The organism is Gracilibacillus salitolerans (genome assembly GCF_009650095.1).
GTDB classification, from domain to species: domain Bacteria; phylum Bacillota; class Bacilli; order Bacillales; family Amphibacillaceae; genus Gracilibacillus; species Gracilibacillus salitolerans.
This window is the reverse complement of the sequence record NZ_CP045915.1, coordinates 4,601,394-4,619,453: the sequence shown is the minus strand read 5'-3', so window position 1 is coordinate 4,619,453 and position 18,060 is coordinate 4,601,394. Positions and strand designations below refer to the sequence as shown.

Genomic DNA, 18,060 nt, shown 5'->3' with positions numbered 1-18,060 from the left:
ACATGGATAGCAGATGGAATACCACAAATTTCACTGCTGTCCACATCATGTTACGAATCGATATTCTATTTTTATTAAATATTCGTTGTTCAGGGGAAAATGGGAATAACCAAGGCTGTAATTAAAATGTATATAGACCTAATTAAGTATTATGTATTTTTACCTATGATAATATCCGACAAATAACTAACAGGTAATCTTTTCCTTTTAGAGTGGCTGTTTCATTATTTGAAAGTAATATAGAATAATTTGATATATAAATCATGATGAAATCGCTTTATAATAAACCTTGTAGAGATAATTAAATTAATTTATTAAGGGAGGTCATGAAGTTGTTTAAAAAGAAAACTTTATGGGGTTTATTATTGATGGTAGCATTTGTACTTTTACTGGCAGCATGTGCTCCAGAGCGTGAAGGGGCAGAAGAAGCTACCGGTAATGATGAAGAGTCAGGTGGAACAGAAGAAACAGAAGAATCAGATAAGCCAAAAGAACTAGTTGTCTGGATTAATGACGAAGATATTGCTGAAGATATTTCAGTGGAAATGTTTGATAAATATACCGAAGAAACAGGAATTGAAATTTCTTACCGAAGAGTTGCAATGCCTGACCAGGTAGAGGAATTAGCATTAGCTGGTCCTACTGGAGACGGTCCGGATTTATTCTTCCAACCACAAGATCGCTTAGGTGATGTTATTGCACAAGGTTTAGCATTACCAATCAATTATACGGAAGAAGAAATGAATGGATTTACAGACGTTGCAATTGATGCATTTACTTATGATGGAGAGATTTATGGTGCTCCAGTAGCAGTAGAAACGTATTTCGCATTTTATAACAAAGACATTATCGATAGTCCACCTGAAACTATTGAGGAAGTATTAGAAATGTCTAAAGAAGTAACGGACGCTAGTAATGATCAATATGGTTTCTTGGTATCACCGGAATTTTATTATTTGTACTCATTTATGAATGCTTATGGTGGGTATGTATTTGGTGAAGAAGACGGTGTATATGATCCAAGTGACATTGGATTAGATAATGAAGGAACTATTGAAGGTTTAACAAAATATCAAGAATTTATTAATGAAGGTTTAATTCCAAAAACGCTAACAGTTGATGTATTAGATGGTCTTTTCGCTGAAGGTAAAGTTGGTATGGTATTTAGTGGACCTTGGAACATGCCAATTTATAAAGAAGCACTTGGTGACAGTGTTGCAACAGCACCACTTCCATCTATGAATGGTGAAACTGCTCCATCCTTTATCGGGGTAAAATCATGGTTAGTTTCTTACTATAGTGATTACCCTGAATGGACGGAAGATTTAGCTAAATTTATGACCAATGATGAAAATTCTCAGCTTTATTATGATGTAACTGGTGAATTACCACCAAGACCAGAAATTTTGGATGCGGTAGATGATCCAATGTATGCAGGATATACAGAACAAGTACCAAATGGTACTCCAATGCCTAACATCCCTGAAATGGCACAGGTTTGGGATATGGATGTTGCTATTGAGTTAATTAATAACGGTGCAGATGTGGAAGAAGCAGTAACAGACACGGTTCAAAATATTAAAGATAATATCGCAGTTTCTGGGTCAACAGCAGGTGAATAAACTACTTGGAGTGGAAAAGTTACAGCTTTTCCACTCCCCATTTTGTATTTATCACGGTGCTAAACGTCCGTAAAAAAAAAGAAGCTAAGTGTGGGATCAGGTGAGCTAACACCCTGATAAGTTTCGTCAACCATCAGTGGGGACAAAAACCCAACTTATGGAAGTTTCACTTTATTTTAGAAAGAGGTGGTATCCATGCCCCAACATCAAGAACAACTAACCAACAATCAGAAAAAGTTTAATCCAAATGTAGCGATGGTGCTTTCCATTTTACTTGCAGGTTTAGGGCAAATCTATAACAAGCGCTATATGAAGGGAATTGCTTTTATTATATTGGAAATTGCCTTTATTCTAGCGACTTTTGATTTTCTTTGGTTAGGACTATGGGGGATTATTACATTAGGAACTATACCTGGTGTCGATCATTCAATTTATTTACTCGTATACGGAATTGTTTCATTAATTTTAATTGCTTTCGCAGTAATGTTGTATGTGTTTAATGTGCGGGATGCGAGAAAACAAGCGAGATTATTAAACAATGGATGGCAGCCGCCATCATTTAAACAAGCTCTCAAAAATGGGTATGATAAAGCATTTCCATATATTATGACAGCACCTGGTTTGGTGTTGTTGATTTTTACAGTTGTTTTTCCGCTTTTATTTGCAATAGCTTTAGCTTTTACAAATTATGATCTTTATAATTCGCCACCACGAAATTTAGTAGAGTGGATTGGGCTTAATAATTTTAAAGATTTAGCCACAATACCAATATGGCAGGATACCTTTATTAGTGTATTTAGCTGGACGGTTATCTGGACTGTTGTAGCTACTTCCTTCCAGATTGTTGTCGGCTTGATTTTAGCTGTTTTAGTTAATGACAAGCGTGTAAAATTTAAAAAGACTATACGTACGATCCTAATTTTACCGTGGGCAGTACCAGGATTTGTATCTATTTTAATTTTTGCTGCTATGTTTAATGATGAATTTGGTGCTATCAACCGCGATATTATTATACCATTACTTGGTGGAGACGGACTGCCGTGGTTAACAGATCCAACCTATACTAAAATCGTATTGATTATGATTCAAACGTGGTTAGGACATCCCTTCGTTTTCGCGCTGTTTTCAGGGGTACTTCAAAGTATTTCATCTGAGTGGTATGAAGCAGCTGAAGTAGATGGAGCAACTCGTTGGCAAAAATTCAGAAATATTACGTTGCCACATGTACTATTTGCAACGGCGCCATTGTTAATTATTCAATATACGACGAATTTTAATAACTTTAATATTATTTACCTCTTTAATGAAGGTGGACCAGCTGTCCAAGGGCAAAATGCAGGCGGTACAGATATTCTAATTTCATGGGTGTATAAGTTAACCTTTGATACGAATAATTACAGCATGGCTGCAGCGATTTCCTTAATCATCGGTTTAATGGTTTCGATATTTGCCTTTTTCCAATTCAGGCGTACAAATTCATTTAAAGAGGAGGGGAACATCTAATGAGTCCAAAATTAAAGTCAGCACTGGAGTTAACAGGTATTTATGCGATATTTGCGTTTATGACAATTATCATCCTTTACCCGATTGTTTGGGCTATTGGAATGTCATTAAACCCTGGACAAAGTCTCTACTCCTCCTCCATTATTCCGGAAAATTGGTCGTTAGAGCATTATAAATGGTTATTTACAGACCCAAGAAGTAATTATCTAACATGGTATAAGAACAGTATGATTGTTTCAGGCTGCGCCGCCTTGTTCTCTGTCATCATCACATCGGTTGTTGCCTTTTCCTTTTCTAGGTATAAATTCGTTGGGAGAACATCTACCTTATATACATTTTTGATTTTGCAAATGTTCCCTGTAATGATGGCGATGGTAGCTTTATATATTTTCCTGCACTTAGTAGGATTACTAGATTCATTAACAGGATTAATCTTGATTTATGTCGGAAGTCAGATACCTTTTAATGCTTGGCTTGTAAAAGGTTATTTAGACACGATTCCAAGAGAATTAGATGAAGCGGCTCGAATTGACGGAGCTGGTCACTTTACTGTTTTTTGGCGGATTGTGTTACCACTGGCGAAACCGATTCTTGCTGTTGTTGCGTTATTCAATTTTATGACGCCACTATTTGATTTTATCTTACCGTCAATCGTATTAAATAGTCCGGAGAATTACACGATTGCATTAGGGTTATTTAACTTTATTAATGATCAATTCTCCAATAACTTTACAAGATTTACAGCTGGTGCCATTTTAATTGCGATACCGGTAGCGATTGTGTATTTATTCTTACAACGTTACTTGATATCAGGCTTAACAGCAGGTGGAACAAAAGGATAATGATTGATTTGGGGGATTTATATATGACACAGAAAGATTTTATCAAGGGTGTCGATTTATCATTTGTCGATGAAGTAGAGACAGAAGGCGGTCAGTATTATGAAGATGGGAAAGCGACTGATGTGCTGGAGATATTGCATCGCGCCGGTGTTAATGCTGTCCGTTTACGACTATGGCATACACCTACTGGGGGATATTGTAATATAGATAGAACGTTAAGCATGGCAAAAAGAATCAAAGCCTACAACATGGATTTTCTGTTAGATTTTCATTATTCCGACTATTGGGCAGATCCGGGCAAGCAGGCAAAACCAAAAGTATGGGAGAATCTAAGTTTTGACGAACTTGTGGCAGCTGTATATAGTTATACCAAAGAGGTCATCGAAGCCTTTAAAAAAGAAGATGTAATACCAGACATGGTCCAAATTGGTAATGAAATCACGAATGGTATGTTGTGGGAAGAAGGAAAGATATATAAAGAAAAGAATGCAGAGAAAGTTGAAAATTGGGACGGTATTATTCCGCTTATTAAAGCAGGACTTGAAGGTGTGCAAGCTGCGATAACAGAAAATAATCAAATAAAAACAATGATCCATATTGATCGAGGAGGGGATAATCCAGGCTCTCGTAAATTCTATGATCAAATGGAAAAATTTCAGCTTGATTATGATGTAATTGGTCTTTCCTATTATCCTTGGTGGCATGGTCCATATCAGGACTTCGAAGCAAATATGGAAGATATCGCTACTCGTTATCAGAAAGAAATAATAGTGGTGGAAGTTGCTTATCCATGGATTGTGCCGGATGAGATTCCAGAAGTTGATGATGCACCGGATTTCCGTGAACATCTTGTACCAGGATATCCGGCAACAGTTGAGGGGCAAAAGGCTTATTTGGAAAAATTAATCGAAACGGTAAAACAAACACCATACAATTTAGGTAAAGGCATTTACTATTGGGAGCCTTGTTGGATCCCTTCCAAACAGGAATGGTCAGTCGGTCATGACAATAACTGGTCTCATTTAACTTTGTTTGATTATGAAGGAAACAAATTAATGGGACTTGATGCATTCGCTAAAGAATAATCAACAAGAAGGAGTTAGGTGATAGGATGAAATTTAACCCGGTAAGCAACAAAATACCAAAAATGTTACATGGTGCAGATTATAATCCAGAGCAATGGGAGAAATATCCGGAAGTATTAGCAGAAGATATTCGCTTAATGAAGCTTGCTCATTGTAATGTGATGTCAGTAGGAATCTTTTCTTGGGCGAAGTTAGAGCCGGAAGAAGGAACATTTACATTTGAGTGGATGGATAAATTGCTTGATACTTTTCATGAGAACGGCATTTATGCATTTTTGGCAACCCCGAGTGGTGCAAGACCGGCATGGATGTCGGAAAAGTATCCAGAAGTATTACGAGTAGGGGCTAACCGTGTACGTAATCTGCACGGGATGCGTCATAATCACTGTTTTACATCACCTGTATATCGAGAAAAAGTAGAGATAATGAATAGCAAATTAGCAGAACGCTATGCTGATCACCCAGCAGTTATCGGCTGGCATGTATCCAACGAATATGGTGGTGAATGCCATTGTGATTACTGCCAAGATGCATTCCGCGAATGGTTAAAGGAAAAATATCAATCATTAGATGCACTTAATGATGCTTGGTGGACAACGTTTTGGAGTCATACGTATTCGAGCTGGTCTCAGGTTGAATCTCCTGCACCGCACGGAGAAACAATGGTTCACGGACAAAACCTTGATTGGAAACGTTTTGTAACTGATCAAACATTAGATTTTTATCGTCATGAAGTGAAACCGCTAAAAGCAGTTAAGCCTGAGATGCCAGCAACAGCCAACTTCATGGAAACGTTTGAAGGGTTAAACTATGCGAAATTTGCTGATGATATCGATGTAATTTCATGGGATTCTTATCCAACATGGCACGATCAACAGGATGAGTCGTATCTGGCTGCTTATACAGCGATGAATCATGACTGGTTTCGTTCCTTAAAAGATGGCAAGCCATTTTTATTAATGGAAAGTACACCAAGTTTAACGAATTGGCAGCCGATCAGTAAGCTGAAAAAACCGGGTATGCATGTTTTATCATCTCTACAAGCGGTAGCACATGGCTCTGACTCAGTACAATATTTCCAATGGCGTAAAAGCCGCGGTTCTAGTGAGAAGTTCCATGGTGCGGTAGTTGACCATGCAGGACATGAGCATACACGTGTCTTTCAAGAGGTCAAAGAGCTTGGCGAAGGTTTAGCTGAATTAGACGAAGTAGTAGGCTCAACGGTTGACGCAGAAGTGGCGATCATCTTTGATACCGAAAATCGCTGGGCAGTTAAAGATGCCCAAGGACCACGTAATGCAGGTGTTCATTATGAGCGTACGGTAACAGAACATTACCAAGCATTTTGGGAGCAAGGTATCGCAGTCGATGTCATTGATTCGGAAAAAGATCTATCCAAATATAAATTAGTGGTTGCACCGATGCTTTATATGGTAAGATCTGGAGTTGGTGAAAATATTGAAAAGTTTGTCCAAAATGGCGGGACATTTGTCACAACGTATTGGTCCGGCATTGTTGATGAAAATGACCTTTGTTTCCTCGGTGGATTCCCGGGGCCATTACGTAAAACATTAGGAATCTGGTCTGAAGAAATCGATGGTCTATATGATGAGGAAACAAATCGTATTCAAGTAGTAGGCAACAACGAATTAGGATTACGTGGTGAATTTGTAGCAAAAGAATTATGTGACCTGATTCATTTAGAAGGTGCGCAAGCTTTAGCGCAATACGGCAGTGATTTTTATGCGGGGAGACCTGCTTTAACCGTTAATCAATATGGCGATGGAAAAGCTTACTATATCGCTTCAAGAAATGATCATGCATTCCATCAATCCTTTTTTGAAAAGATAGCAGATCAGTTATCATTAAAACGAGCAACAGGCGAATTATTACCAAAAGACGTCAGTGCTCAGATCCGTACAGACGGAGAAAACGAGTTTCTTTTCTTAATGAATTTTTCAAACGAGACGAAAGACATTAACTTAAACGGTCAGACTTATCAAGATTTAATAACAGACAACGAAGTATCAGGTATCGTTTCATTATCAGGATTCGATGTTAAAGTGTTGAAAAAATAAACGTGTTTAAAGGCATTCCTGTATTAGGAATGCCTTTTTTGAAAAGATAAGAAAGTATAAAATTAGGCTCTACCACAGTGTTTTGAACTGTGGTATTGTTGTTTTATGGAGACCAACATACTACGCCAAATATTAGAGACGACTTTTATAACAAATATTACGTACTGTTATTTCAGGTTTTCTACCATCAACTCCGCATGTTCCGTAAGAATTACCTTTGCCTCATGAGAAATATTTCTGTCATTTGCCTTACGGTTTAGATGAGATAAATAGTTTTCTAAAAACTTACTAGCATCTTGCTTTGATCCTTTTTCCAAGTGATGTGTCACTTGATTTAATGCATTTACTAATTGGGGTACTACTGGACCAGATAGGTCACCAGATTCCACCTTTTCTTCCGTTAAGCGCTCCAATATATCGACCGTCATCACTACAGCAACATGTGCAGTAACATCCCCATGTTCTGTTGTTCCGTGTACAGTGAAAGATCCAATAGTGGAATAGTCTTCCTCTTCCGTTACATCCCATGTCACTTCTGTACGCACGATGGTGTCATTTTCAATATCTAATACATCGATAGAGTCTGGCAATGCTGGTACCTCGTATAGTGGGGTCAAGAGATATTCATTCGTTTTCGCTATAAAGTTACTGAATGCTGCATGAAACACTCGTGTAGAGTCATTTGCTTCGTACCAACCGCCGCCTCTTGAAGTAAACATTGATTGCCAAATCGCTGGTTCCCACACTAATATAGTGGACACGGCATTATTAATAGTATCATTGGTAGTACGCATGACATCGATCATGAAGTCTGCTTGACCTTGTATCGTGTTAGGATATCCAGAATCAGAAGGACCTCCAGAAGCTCTATGGGAAGTTTCTGATACTGCTAATTCATACGAAGGAAACTCTGTTGCAAACGCATGTAAGTTATTACTTAAATCTGCCATTGTACCATGCCATTCAGGATAATAAGAAATGGACATGATATCAAAATCATTCTGATAATCTTCTTTCAGTCTTGTCGTTAGCTGACGCCAAAACTCCTGTGTTTTCGCTAATCGATTTCTATCAACGATTACATGGATTTTAGTCTTTGATTCAGGTGACGCATCTTGAGCAGCACGTAGGCCAGCATCTACGATTGCGGTAAATCGATCCCATGCTGCATCATAGGCAGCTTGTTCTTCTGGATCCTCTGATTCCCAATACTCCCATAACAGTTCACCACCTGGTTGGGCAGTATAGGATGGGTCTTCTCTTGCATACCTTGGTTCATGTCCTGTTGGAACCTTTTCCGCACCCCAAAGTGTTCCATTAATTATTTCATTTCCAACCTGGATATAATACGGAGTTACTCCTGCAGCTACATGATCCGCTGTCACTTTATAGGAGAAATCATACACTGCTTCCACAAGCTCATCAAATGGAAGGTCTTTCCAGTGTTTTGGCTTTATCTGTTTTCCTGGGTCTGCCCAGCTGTCGGAATAGTGAAAGTCAATTCCTACATTCATACCAAGTTCATCTGCGTATAATGACTTGTTTAGTGTATCCTCTGGGTTCATACTTCCATCAACTTGTGTCACTGGTTCCCCTGTGTTTTCCGATCTTGGTTCATTCCAAACTCGGAACCTTGCAGATGTCATGCCTGTTTCCTGCATCGTACCAATCATGCGACCATCAGATGATGGTACATCTGTATTACTATGTGTAGTATACGTATTATTTAAAAATGCTGTATCCCAAGATAAATCTGCTCCAACCGTAAGATTGTCCTTTAGTAGATAATTGTTTGCACGAATCTCTGAAATCCCTGCAATGGCACCATCTGAAACATTTAATAGCGTTGCTTTCAAATACCTAACTTCTGAAGTATTTTGGATAAGAACATCTTCTCCTCCAGTTATTGGCTCTTCAGAATGATCGGAAAGAGTAGCCCACTGCTCTCCATTACTAGAAGCTTCAAGCTTATAGTTGTATTCACCATCTAGTGTTGGAAAAACAACCTCCACTTTTTTCATCCCAGGATAAGTTCCGCCTAGGTCGATCTGTATCCAGCTATCTTCGGACACAGAGCCAGCATCCCAATAAGTAGTTTCCTCCTGATCAACAGCGAAACTAGCATCTCCTATTCCCGCTTCAGCAGATACCCAACTCTTCGTTGGTAAGTTTGTGTATGCTGGTGAAATATCTGCATTTCCATAATACGCAGCTGTTGGCATACTAAAAAAAATTGCCCCAACTAGCAATACTGTTATGGAGAGTATCGTTGACTTCTTTACAATCGAGTGTTTTTTCATAAAATGTTACCTCCTATTTTTATCAAGGAATCAAACAAGCTATACTACAAAAATGAGAACATCTGCTATGTTATGGACACCCTTTATGCATACCCTTTCATAAAAAATGTTTCATACAGCCTCCTTTCCGGCTTGGATATTCCCCCTTCGCTTAGGGTATATTAAAGCTAGATTCCTTTATCTAGCAGTAATATCAATTGTTTTTTTGCTAGTTCCTCGGTAGTAAAAGATGAAGATTAACATTGAGTAATGAAAGTTGGTAGATGTAGTGTATTTTTTCTTGTAGGGCAGAATTTTCCTAGATTCTAAGTAGAAAACTAGAAGAAGTTGTTATTAATCTATATTATTTTTTCAATAAGGTGTACAACGATGTTCTACACAAAATATAAATATATGAAACTTACGAAACTACTCAATTGCTGCTGTACTAATAAAACTTTCGCAAAAACAACAAAAAGACCAACTTTCCATTCACAAAAGTTGGCCTTCTATATGGTCGTACGGTCCACTCCTTTATTGTTTTATTCTTCAGTAAAGCATCCACTTGACCTTCTGTAAGCATTTTACGAGCGATAAAATCCTATTAAACCTTATTTTTATATAATGATTACAAGATAAATAAAAAAACTGCCATCGGATTATTTCACGGTCACCTTGTTTTCTTTTCCGTACATATCTCTGTATTTCTTAGGGGTGATACCTTCTCTCTTTTTAAAGGTAGAAATAAAGTAACTAAGATTATTAAACCCAACAAGGATAGCAACATTTTTTACTGGTACTTCAGGGGTCTGTAGCAATATTTCCTTTGCTTTTCTAATTCTCAGTTGGATTAAAAATGTATAGGGACTTACTTGAAACGTTTTTTGAAACAATTTGTTTAAATATTGGGAGCTTACACTTAATTTCTTTGCCATTTCATCTAAGGTAATATCCTCAGCATAATGAACTTCAAGCCACTCCACAATTTTCCGTACTTTATCATAAAGATAGGATAAGGATGGTTGGCTATTCATCTTTCCGTACTTTTTCAATTTTAGTAGAAAATTATACAGGTAGATTGATAAATCGATCTTTGAAAACTCGGAATCCGACTCCATTTTCTGTAGCATATCTTGCATCATTATTTCTACTTGTAAATCTTCTAATTCTGTATATATACTAGAATGCTTCATATTTAAAGCTTCCAAAATAGATGCAGCCGATTTTCCTCCGAATGTAATATAAATTGTAGACCACTTTTTTCCTAATGAATAATACACATGAGGTGTATATGGCTTTAATAATATTCCCTTGCCTTTAGATAAGATATAATCTTGACCTTGAAATGAAAACTGTCCATTGCCCTCAACTGTTTGCAGCCAGTGATAGTATGGATATCCCTCAGGTCTATTAAAATCTTGTTCATATGGGTTATAGCCGACACTCTCCACGAATAAAGGGAAAGATTCTTCCATCGTAATGTACTCATATCTAACTTTTCTGTTGTACATTTTCCACCAACTCTTTTAGTAAATTGATAATCATTCATTTCATCTTTCTCTTCAAAAATTAAGGCGTGGTTGGTAAAGCAATATTCATCTGCTGTTAATGTGATCAGAAAATGAATCCGCTTACTTTTTAGTATAGCATATAATCATCAGATTCTGCTTTTATCAAATTCCTCCGGCTCGATGGTTTTTCCTATGTCACTTAAACATAACGCGCACTAAGGAAAAAACTGATATATCCCATAAACAGCATCTCACCTCAGGTGGAATAACCACTTGACTAAACTATAAATAAACAGGTAAAATAAAGGTATTCCACAAAGAAGAATAACATTCCGTATTATGGAACAAAAAGAGTGAGGAGAAATAGTTATGTCCCAAGTTCAATCTGTAGAACGAACCCTTTCTATATTAGAAATATTAGCAGCATATCCAGAAGGTTTGAGTATAGCTAAGTTATCGAAGGATTTAGAATTGGCAAAAAGCACCGTACATCGCCTTTTAAGCACATTAAGTGCAAAAGGATATGTGCAGCAAGACGAGCAAAGTGGTCATTATCGGCTTGGTATCCAATGCCTCGTATTAGCCAGTTCCTTATTAAATCAATTAGATATAAGAACAGTTGCTAAAGAAGCGTTACATACTTTAGCGAAAAGCTCGGGTGAGGTGGTACACCTGTGTATTCATGACAGTAATGAAGTCGTTTACATCGATAAGGTGGAAAGCGATCAAACATTAAGGATGTATTCGCAAATTGGAAGAAGAGCTTTAATGCATTGTACAGGGGTTGGAAAAGCCTTGCTCCTAGGCTTCACACAAGAGCAATTAGATCATTTAATTGAAGAAAAAGGACTACCTAAATTTACCGAGACCACTATTACCGATAAAGCTAACCTGCAAAAAGAGTTAAAGGCAATAAAAGAAAGAGGCTATGTGATTGATGAACAGGAGCATGAAAAGGGTATTCGCTGTATTGCAGCACCGCTTTATGATCATGATGGTAATGTGATTGCTGCCATTAGTATTGCAGGACCTGCTGATCGAGTGACAAACGAAAGGGTAAAAGGGGATTTAGCACGAGCAATTTTAGATCAAAGTAAACATATATCTGCAAAATTAGGTTATATCAAAAAATAATGGAAAGGTGTGTTGGAGGATGAAAGTAATCAATATCGAAACATTTGTTGTAGCGCCAAGATGGTGTTTTGTGAAAATAGAAACGGATCAAGGTATTACGGGTTGGGGAGAGCCAGTTGTAGAAGGAAAAGCAGCCACTGTTGAAGCAGCAGTTCATGAACTGGCTGATTTTTTAATAGGGCAGGACCCTCTAAAAATTGAGGATCACTGGAATGTGATGTATCGTGCTGGTTTTTACCGTGGAGGTCCGATTTTAATGAGTGCAATTGCTGGTCTTGATCAAGCACTTTGGGATATTAAAGGGAAGTACTTTGATGCCCCTGTTTATCAACTGCTAGGCGGGGCTTGTCGCGAATCGATTCGAGTGTATTCCTGGATTGGCGGCGATCGGCCTAGTGATGTTGGAGCAGCTGCCAAAAAAGTAGTAGAGGCCGGTTTTACCGCGGTAAAAATGAATGGAACAGAAGAACTGCAATATGTTGATAGCTATGAAAAAATTGATAATGTTGTCGAACGAATTGCATCTGTACGTGAAGCAGTTGGTGATTATATCGGTATTGGAATTGATTTTCATGGAAGGGTTCACAAACCCATGGCTAAAATATTAGCAAAAGAATTGGAACCATTCCGTCCGATGTTTATCGAAGAGCCAGTTTTACCTGAAAATAATGAAGCTTTAGCGGAAATAACGAAGCATACAAGTATTCCGATTGCGACTGGTGAACGGATGTATTCTCGTTGGGATTTCAAGCCATTATTCGAATCTGGCTATGCCGATATTATTCAACCGGATCTATCCCATGCAGGTGGGATTACCGAAGTGAAAAAAATTGCTTCGATGGCAGAAGCGTATGATATTGCTGTTGCCCCACACTGTCCATTAGGTCCGATCGCTTTAGCTGCTTGTTTACAAATGGACGCAACCGCTCATAACGCATTTATTCAAGAGCAAAGCTTAGGGATTCACTATAATAAAGGAAATGACTTATTAGACTATATTACAGATAAATCAGTATTTGAATACAAAGATGGTCATGTCAAAATTCCTCAAGGTCCAGGTTTAGGTATTGATATCAATGAAGATAAAGTAAAAGAGATGGCAAAAGAAGGACACAGATGGCGAAATCCTGTCTGGCGCCACCAAGATGGAACCGTTGCAGAATGGTAAGGAGGGATTCCGATGGATGTCGTAACAATTGGAGAAACGATGGCGTTATTTACACCTGATACTACGGGAAAAATGAGATATGCATCCCAGTTTTCCAGAAAATTTGCTGGTGCAGAAACAAATGTAGCAATTGGTGTCACGCGTTTTGGTTTTAAGGCTGGATGGATAAGTCGAGTTGGTGATGATGAATTAGGAAAAGCGCTAGTCTCATTTGTCCGTGGTGAAGGAGTAGACATTTCTCAGGTGAAAACAGATTCGCAAGCACAGACAGGCCTCTATTTCAAAGAATTACGAAGTGAGCAAGACGTGCGTGTCTATTACTATCGAGCGGGATCTGCGGCCAGTAAATTAGGCCCGATGGATATAGAGGAAGACTATATTGCGGGTGCTAAATATCTTCATGTAACCGGTATTACGCCTGCTCTAAGCGAAAGCTGCTACCAAGCAGTTAAGCAAGCGATAGAATACGCCAAAAAACATAATGTAACCATTATATTTGATCCAAATATTCGCGAAAAATTATGGGAATCTAAAGAAAAGGCGAAACGAGTGTTATTAGAAATTGCGGCGGAAGCGGATATTGTTTTGCCTGGAGTAAGTGAAGCAAAATATTTGTTTGGTGAGCATGAACGTGATCGCTACGCAAGTCTTTTTATCGGAAATGGTGCCGAAGTCGTCATCCTTAAAGAAGGCAGTAAAGGGGCATCCTATTTTACAAAAGAGGAGCATGGATTTGTACCTAGCTATCAGATCGATCGAGTCGTTGATCCAATTGGTGCGGGGGATGGATTTGCTGCAGGGGTGATTTCCGGATTACTCGAAGAACTTTCACTCGAAAAAGCGATAGCAAGAGCGAATGCTGTAGGTGCCATGGTTACCATGGTGAATGGTGATGTGGAAGGATTGCCGGAAATCGAAGAAATGGAACGATTTGTTCAGGATACAAAAGAAGATGTCAGTAGGTAATACGAAGGGAGTTCACTTTCTATGGAGATATTGCAAAACATTTATCAGCATAAATTAGTTGCGATTATTCGCGGTGTACCACCGGAGCATATTCTTGATGTGGCAGATGCGCTACATCAGGGGGGGATACGAACTTTAGAGATTACGGTTGATACGCCTAATGTATGGAGAGCGATAGAGCAGGTAAGAAAAGAATTTGAAGGAGAAATGATAGTTGGTGCCGGAACCGTATTGGATGCGGAGACAGCTCGGGCGGCAATAATGGCCGGTTCCCAATTCATCTTTTCTCCGACCGTTGACATAGACACGATTAAGCTAACCAAAAGGTATGGCGTTGTCAGCATTCCCGGAGCGATGACTCCAACAGAGATTTTAACAGCCTATGAGAATGGTGCTGATCTCATCAAAGTCTTTCCAGCTACTATATTAGGACCAACCTATATCAAGGATATAAAAGGGCCTTTACCACATATTCCATTAATGCCGACAGGTGGAGTAAATCTTGATAATATATCTGATTATTTTCAGGTAGGAGCCGTGGCAGCAGGACTGGGCAGTTCCTTGGTAAAGAAACAACAGACTTACTCTAAAGAGGATTTACAAGCGTTAAAACAAAGAGCAGAACAATTTGTAGCAAGAGTTTAGATGAATGGAGTGAGCAAGATGACAAAAGATTGGGAAACACTGTCCGTATTACAACGAAACCGAGAAAGCGCCAGGTCATACTATATTCCTTTTGCTAATCAAGAAACAGCCTGGACCAATCAAAGAACCAATTCCGATCGCTTTCAGTTGTTAAATGGGACATGGAAATTTGCCTATTTTGAAACACCTCAACATGTACCTGATGATGTTTGCGAAAGTGATGTCAACGATTGGGATGAGTTGCTTGTACCATCGAACTGGCAAATGCACGGTTACGGGATTCCGCATTATACAAACAAGCAATATCCATTCCCGATTGATCCTCCGAGAATCCCGACGGAAAATCCGACGGGTATCTACCGTCGCAATTTTTATATAGATCCATCTTGGGAAAAGCAGCAAATATTTCTTCGTTTTGAAGGTGTAGACAGTGCTTTTCATCTTTTTATCAATGGCAGAGAAGTTGGATACAGTCAAGGAAGCCGAATTCCTGCAGAGTTTAATGTGACCGACTACGTAAAAACCGGAGAGAATTCCATTGCCGTGAAAGTATATCAATGGTCAGATGCCAGCTACATTGAGGATCAGGATATGTGGTGGCTGAGCGGTATTTTTCGTGATGTTTATTTGCTGGCTCGATCTGCCTATCATGTACAAGACTTTTTTGTTCAGACAGAGTTGGATAAAGACTACCGTCATGCAACGTTAAAAATAGAAACAGCTCTAAATGAACTGCCAACAGAAAATTATCAAATAGAATATCAGTTATTTGATCCAGACCAGTCATTGATAGAGAAGCAAGAAGCAACAATTGATCAACAAAAAAGCGAGCAGTTAATAGAGGTAGAAGCTCCATTGAAATGGAGTGCGGAAAATCCATCTTTATATCAGCTAATGATTACACTAAAAAAAGATAATCAAATAATCGAGGTTATTCCAGTAAAAGTCGGCTTTCGCTCGATAGAATTAAAAAATGGTTTCTTGCTGGTGACCGGTAAAGCAATCAAATTAAAAGGGGTTAACCGCCATGATCATCATCCTGATTTAGGAAAAGCCGTTCCGTTTGACTGGATGGTCGAGGATATTAAAATGATGAAACGACATCATATTAATGCCGTGAGAACAGCCCATTATCCAAATGATCCACGTTTTTACGAATTGTGTAATGAATATGGATTGTATGTTATTGATGAAGCCGATTTAGAGTGCCACGGTTTCGAATATATTGGTCAGCCTCATTTGATAAGTGATAACCCGGAATGGCAGGAAGCTTATCTTGATCGAATGATTCGCATGGTGGAACGTGATAAAAATCATCCATCGATCTTCATGTGGTCGTTAGGAAATGAATCAGGCTACGGACAGAATCATGATGCTATGTACCGATGGACCAAAGAGCGCGATCCGTCACGTCTTGTTCATTACGAGGGCGAATGTCGCACGATTATGAATGGCAGTAATATGGATCCGGAAAAAGACCCGGTATCTTCGGATGTTTTTACAACGATGTATACTGATATCGAGATTTTAGAACAATTAGGAAAAAAAGATTTTCTAAAAACACCTCATATTGTTTGTGAGTATGCCCATGCAATGGGGAACAGTCCAGGTGCATTAAAAGAATATTGGGAAACATTTTATCGTTATCCAAGACTACAAGGTGGTTTTGTATGGGAATGGATGGATCACGGTATTCGCAAGACGACTGAAGATGGAGAAGAATATTTTGCCTATGGAGGAGATTTTGGTGATGAACCAAATGACTCTAACTTTGTAATGGACGGCTTAGTCATGTCTGATCATACACCATCCCCAGCATTGAACGAGTATAAAAAGATATTAGAACCAGTGAAAATAAGTGCTGTTGATTGGGATGCCAAAACAGTGAGCATTACAAACCGCTATGACTTCATCGATTTAGGTCATCTGCAATTAGTTTGGACTGTTGAAGCAGATGGCGAAATTGCAGACAGTGGAATGATAGAACTTTCGGAAATTAAACCTAAAGAAACGAAGAAAATCCCTATCCATTTTTCTGAACCTAAAAATGTACTCGCTAATACCGATTATATTTTCCATGTAAAAGCTGTATTAGCAAAAGATATGGAATGGGCTAGTGCCGGTTATGAAATTGCGTGGTCACAATTCGAAGTACCTGTAAAAGCAACACAACCAGCAGTGGAACGTCTGCAATTCGGTGCGCTGGTAATGGAGAACAGGCGTAATCAATTTCACGTACAAGGAAATGAATTCAACATTACTTTCAGCAAGATTACCGGTCTTATGGAGCAGTGGAGCTTCCTTGGAGAAAAGGTACTCGAAGGCACACCGAAATTAAATTTTTGGCGTGCATTGATTGACAATGATATTTATGAGACGAATCAATGGAAACCGGTCAGCAATAAAACATATTGGCAAAAATATGGTTTGCACTGGTTACAGCACCGACTTGATGATTTTAGCTATCAGATTTCGGATGACAAGAAACAAGTACAAGTTATAGCAAAAGTAAGAATTGCACCACCTAAATTAGCATGGTCTGTCTTAACAACTTATATCTATGATGTCTATGCCAGTGGAGACGTTCAGGTTATGGTCAAAGGTCAATTAGATGGAGATACACCGAATACTTTCCCACGAATTGGCTTGCAAATGAAAGTGGAAGAAGCGCTTGATCATGTGAAGTGGAATGGTAGAGGGCCTGGTGAAGCTTATGTCGATAGTAATGAAGCTAACCGCTTTGGCGTTTGGCAAGGTACTGTCGATCAGCTATTTACCAATTATTCTGTACCACAAGAGAATGGTAATCGTCATCAAGTAAAATGGATGTCCCTTTCCCGTGAATCGGGTACTGGACTGCTAGTAACAGGGAAGCCAACCTTTGATTTTAGTGTGCAGCGTTATGATATGGAAAATATCGATCAGGCAAGACATACACATGAGCTAATCAAACAGGATCAGCTTACGCTAAACCTTGACTATCAACAGCATGGATTAGGTTCTGCAAGTTGTGGACCAGATGTTTTAGAGAAATATGAATTGCGCGCACAGGACTTTGAATTTGCGATTCGTCTTGTACCTTTTTCATCTAATGAAGATCCCATCCATCTAGCAAGAACTACATTGTCTAATAGGTTATAAATTTGCTGGACACTTTTAGAGATTTATTGGACACTTTTTAAAGTTTATTGGACACTTACACAAAAACCCGCTTCAGATCGAAGCGG

Annotated in this window: 12 protein-coding genes; 10 read left to right on the top strand and 2 right to left on the bottom strand. The window is 38.6% G+C overall.

What is annotated here, in order from left to right; genetic code table 11:
- Nucleotides 1-326 precede the first annotated feature (326 nt).
- The 5 genes from GI584_RS21665 (at nt 327) to GI584_RS21645 (ending at nt 7,130) form a co-directional block, all read left to right on the top strand.
- A complete protein-coding gene (locus GI584_RS21665; protein WP_407647378.1) occupies nt 327-1,622 on the top strand; it encodes a sugar ABC transporter substrate-binding protein in 1,296 nt (431 codons plus the stop codon).
- A 195-nt stretch (nt 1,623-1,817) separates the two neighbouring features.
- Entirely contained in the window at nt 1,818-3,125 is a 1,308-nt protein-coding gene (locus GI584_RS21660; RefSeq protein ID WP_153792598.1) for a carbohydrate ABC transporter permease, read from the top strand.
- On the top strand, nt 3,125-3,967 hold the full coding sequence (locus GI584_RS21655; RefSeq protein ID WP_100358817.1) for a sugar ABC transporter permease: 843 nt from the start codon (nt 3,125-3,127) through the stop codon (nt 3,965-3,967). Before GI584_RS21660 ends, GI584_RS21655 begins: the two co-directional genes overlap by 1 nt.
- A 23-nt stretch (nt 3,968-3,990) precedes the next feature.
- Nucleotides 3,991-5,052, top strand: a complete 1,062-nt coding sequence (locus GI584_RS21650; RefSeq protein WP_153792597.1) for a glycoside hydrolase family 53 protein — start codon at nt 3,991-3,993, stop codon at nt 5,050-5,052.
- 26 nt (nt 5,053-5,078) lie between these two features.
- Nucleotides 5,079-7,130 carry a beta-galactosidase gene (locus GI584_RS21645; protein WP_153792596.1) on the top strand — a complete coding sequence of 684 codons (2,052 nt, stop codon included), beginning with the start codon at nt 5,079-5,081 and terminating at the stop codon, nt 7,128-7,130.
- Between the two features lie 167 nt (nt 7,131-7,297).
- Here GI584_RS21645 and GI584_RS21640 read toward each other — a convergent pair whose 3' ends face one another.
- Together GI584_RS21640 and GI584_RS21635 are read right to left on the bottom strand one after the other, a co-directional pair.
- Nucleotides 7,298-9,430, bottom strand: a complete 2,133-nt coding sequence (locus tag GI584_RS21640) for a glycosyl hydrolase 53 family protein (RefSeq protein ID WP_153792595.1) — start codon at nt 9,428-9,430, stop codon at nt 7,298-7,300.
- A 638-nt stretch (nt 9,431-10,068) separates the two neighbouring features.
- Nucleotides 10,069-10,884 (bottom strand): AraC family transcriptional regulator, encoded by an 816-nt coding sequence (locus GI584_RS21635; protein WP_228552305.1) that lies wholly within the window; start codon nt 10,882-10,884, stop codon nt 10,069-10,071.
- A gap of 405 nt (nt 10,885-11,289) precedes the next feature.
- Between GI584_RS21635 and GI584_RS21630 the strand changes: the two genes are divergently transcribed.
- The 5 genes from GI584_RS21630 to GI584_RS21610 are packed head-to-tail and all read left to right on the top strand — an operon-like array spanning nt 11,290 to nt 17,974.
- Nucleotides 11,290-12,054 (top strand): IclR family transcriptional regulator, encoded by a 765-nt coding sequence (locus tag GI584_RS21630; protein ID WP_100358821.1) that lies wholly within the window; start codon nt 11,290-11,292, stop codon nt 12,052-12,054.
- A gap of 19 nt (nt 12,055-12,073) precedes the next feature.
- Nucleotides 12,074-13,222 carry a galactonate dehydratase gene (gene dgoD / locus GI584_RS21625; RefSeq protein ID WP_153792593.1) on the top strand — a complete coding sequence of 383 codons (1,149 nt, stop codon included), beginning with the start codon at nt 12,074-12,076 and terminating at the stop codon, nt 13,220-13,222.
- Between the two features lie 12 nt (nt 13,223-13,234).
- Nucleotides 13,235-14,188: a sugar kinase gene (locus tag GI584_RS21620; RefSeq protein WP_153792592.1), complete on the top strand. Its 954-nt coding sequence runs from the start codon at nt 13,235-13,237 to the stop codon at nt 14,186-14,188.
- A gap of 21 nt (nt 14,189-14,209) precedes the next feature.
- Nucleotides 14,210-14,833, top strand: a complete 624-nt coding sequence (locus tag GI584_RS21615; protein ID WP_100358824.1) for a bifunctional 4-hydroxy-2-oxoglutarate aldolase/2-dehydro-3-deoxy-phosphogluconate aldolase — start codon at nt 14,210-14,212, stop codon at nt 14,831-14,833.
- A gap of 18 nt (nt 14,834-14,851) precedes the next feature.
- A complete protein-coding gene (locus GI584_RS21610) occupies nt 14,852-17,974 on the top strand; it encodes a beta-galactosidase, LacZ type (protein ID WP_153792591.1) in 3,123 nt (1,040 codons plus the stop codon).
- Nucleotides 17,975-18,060 lie beyond the last annotated feature (86 nt).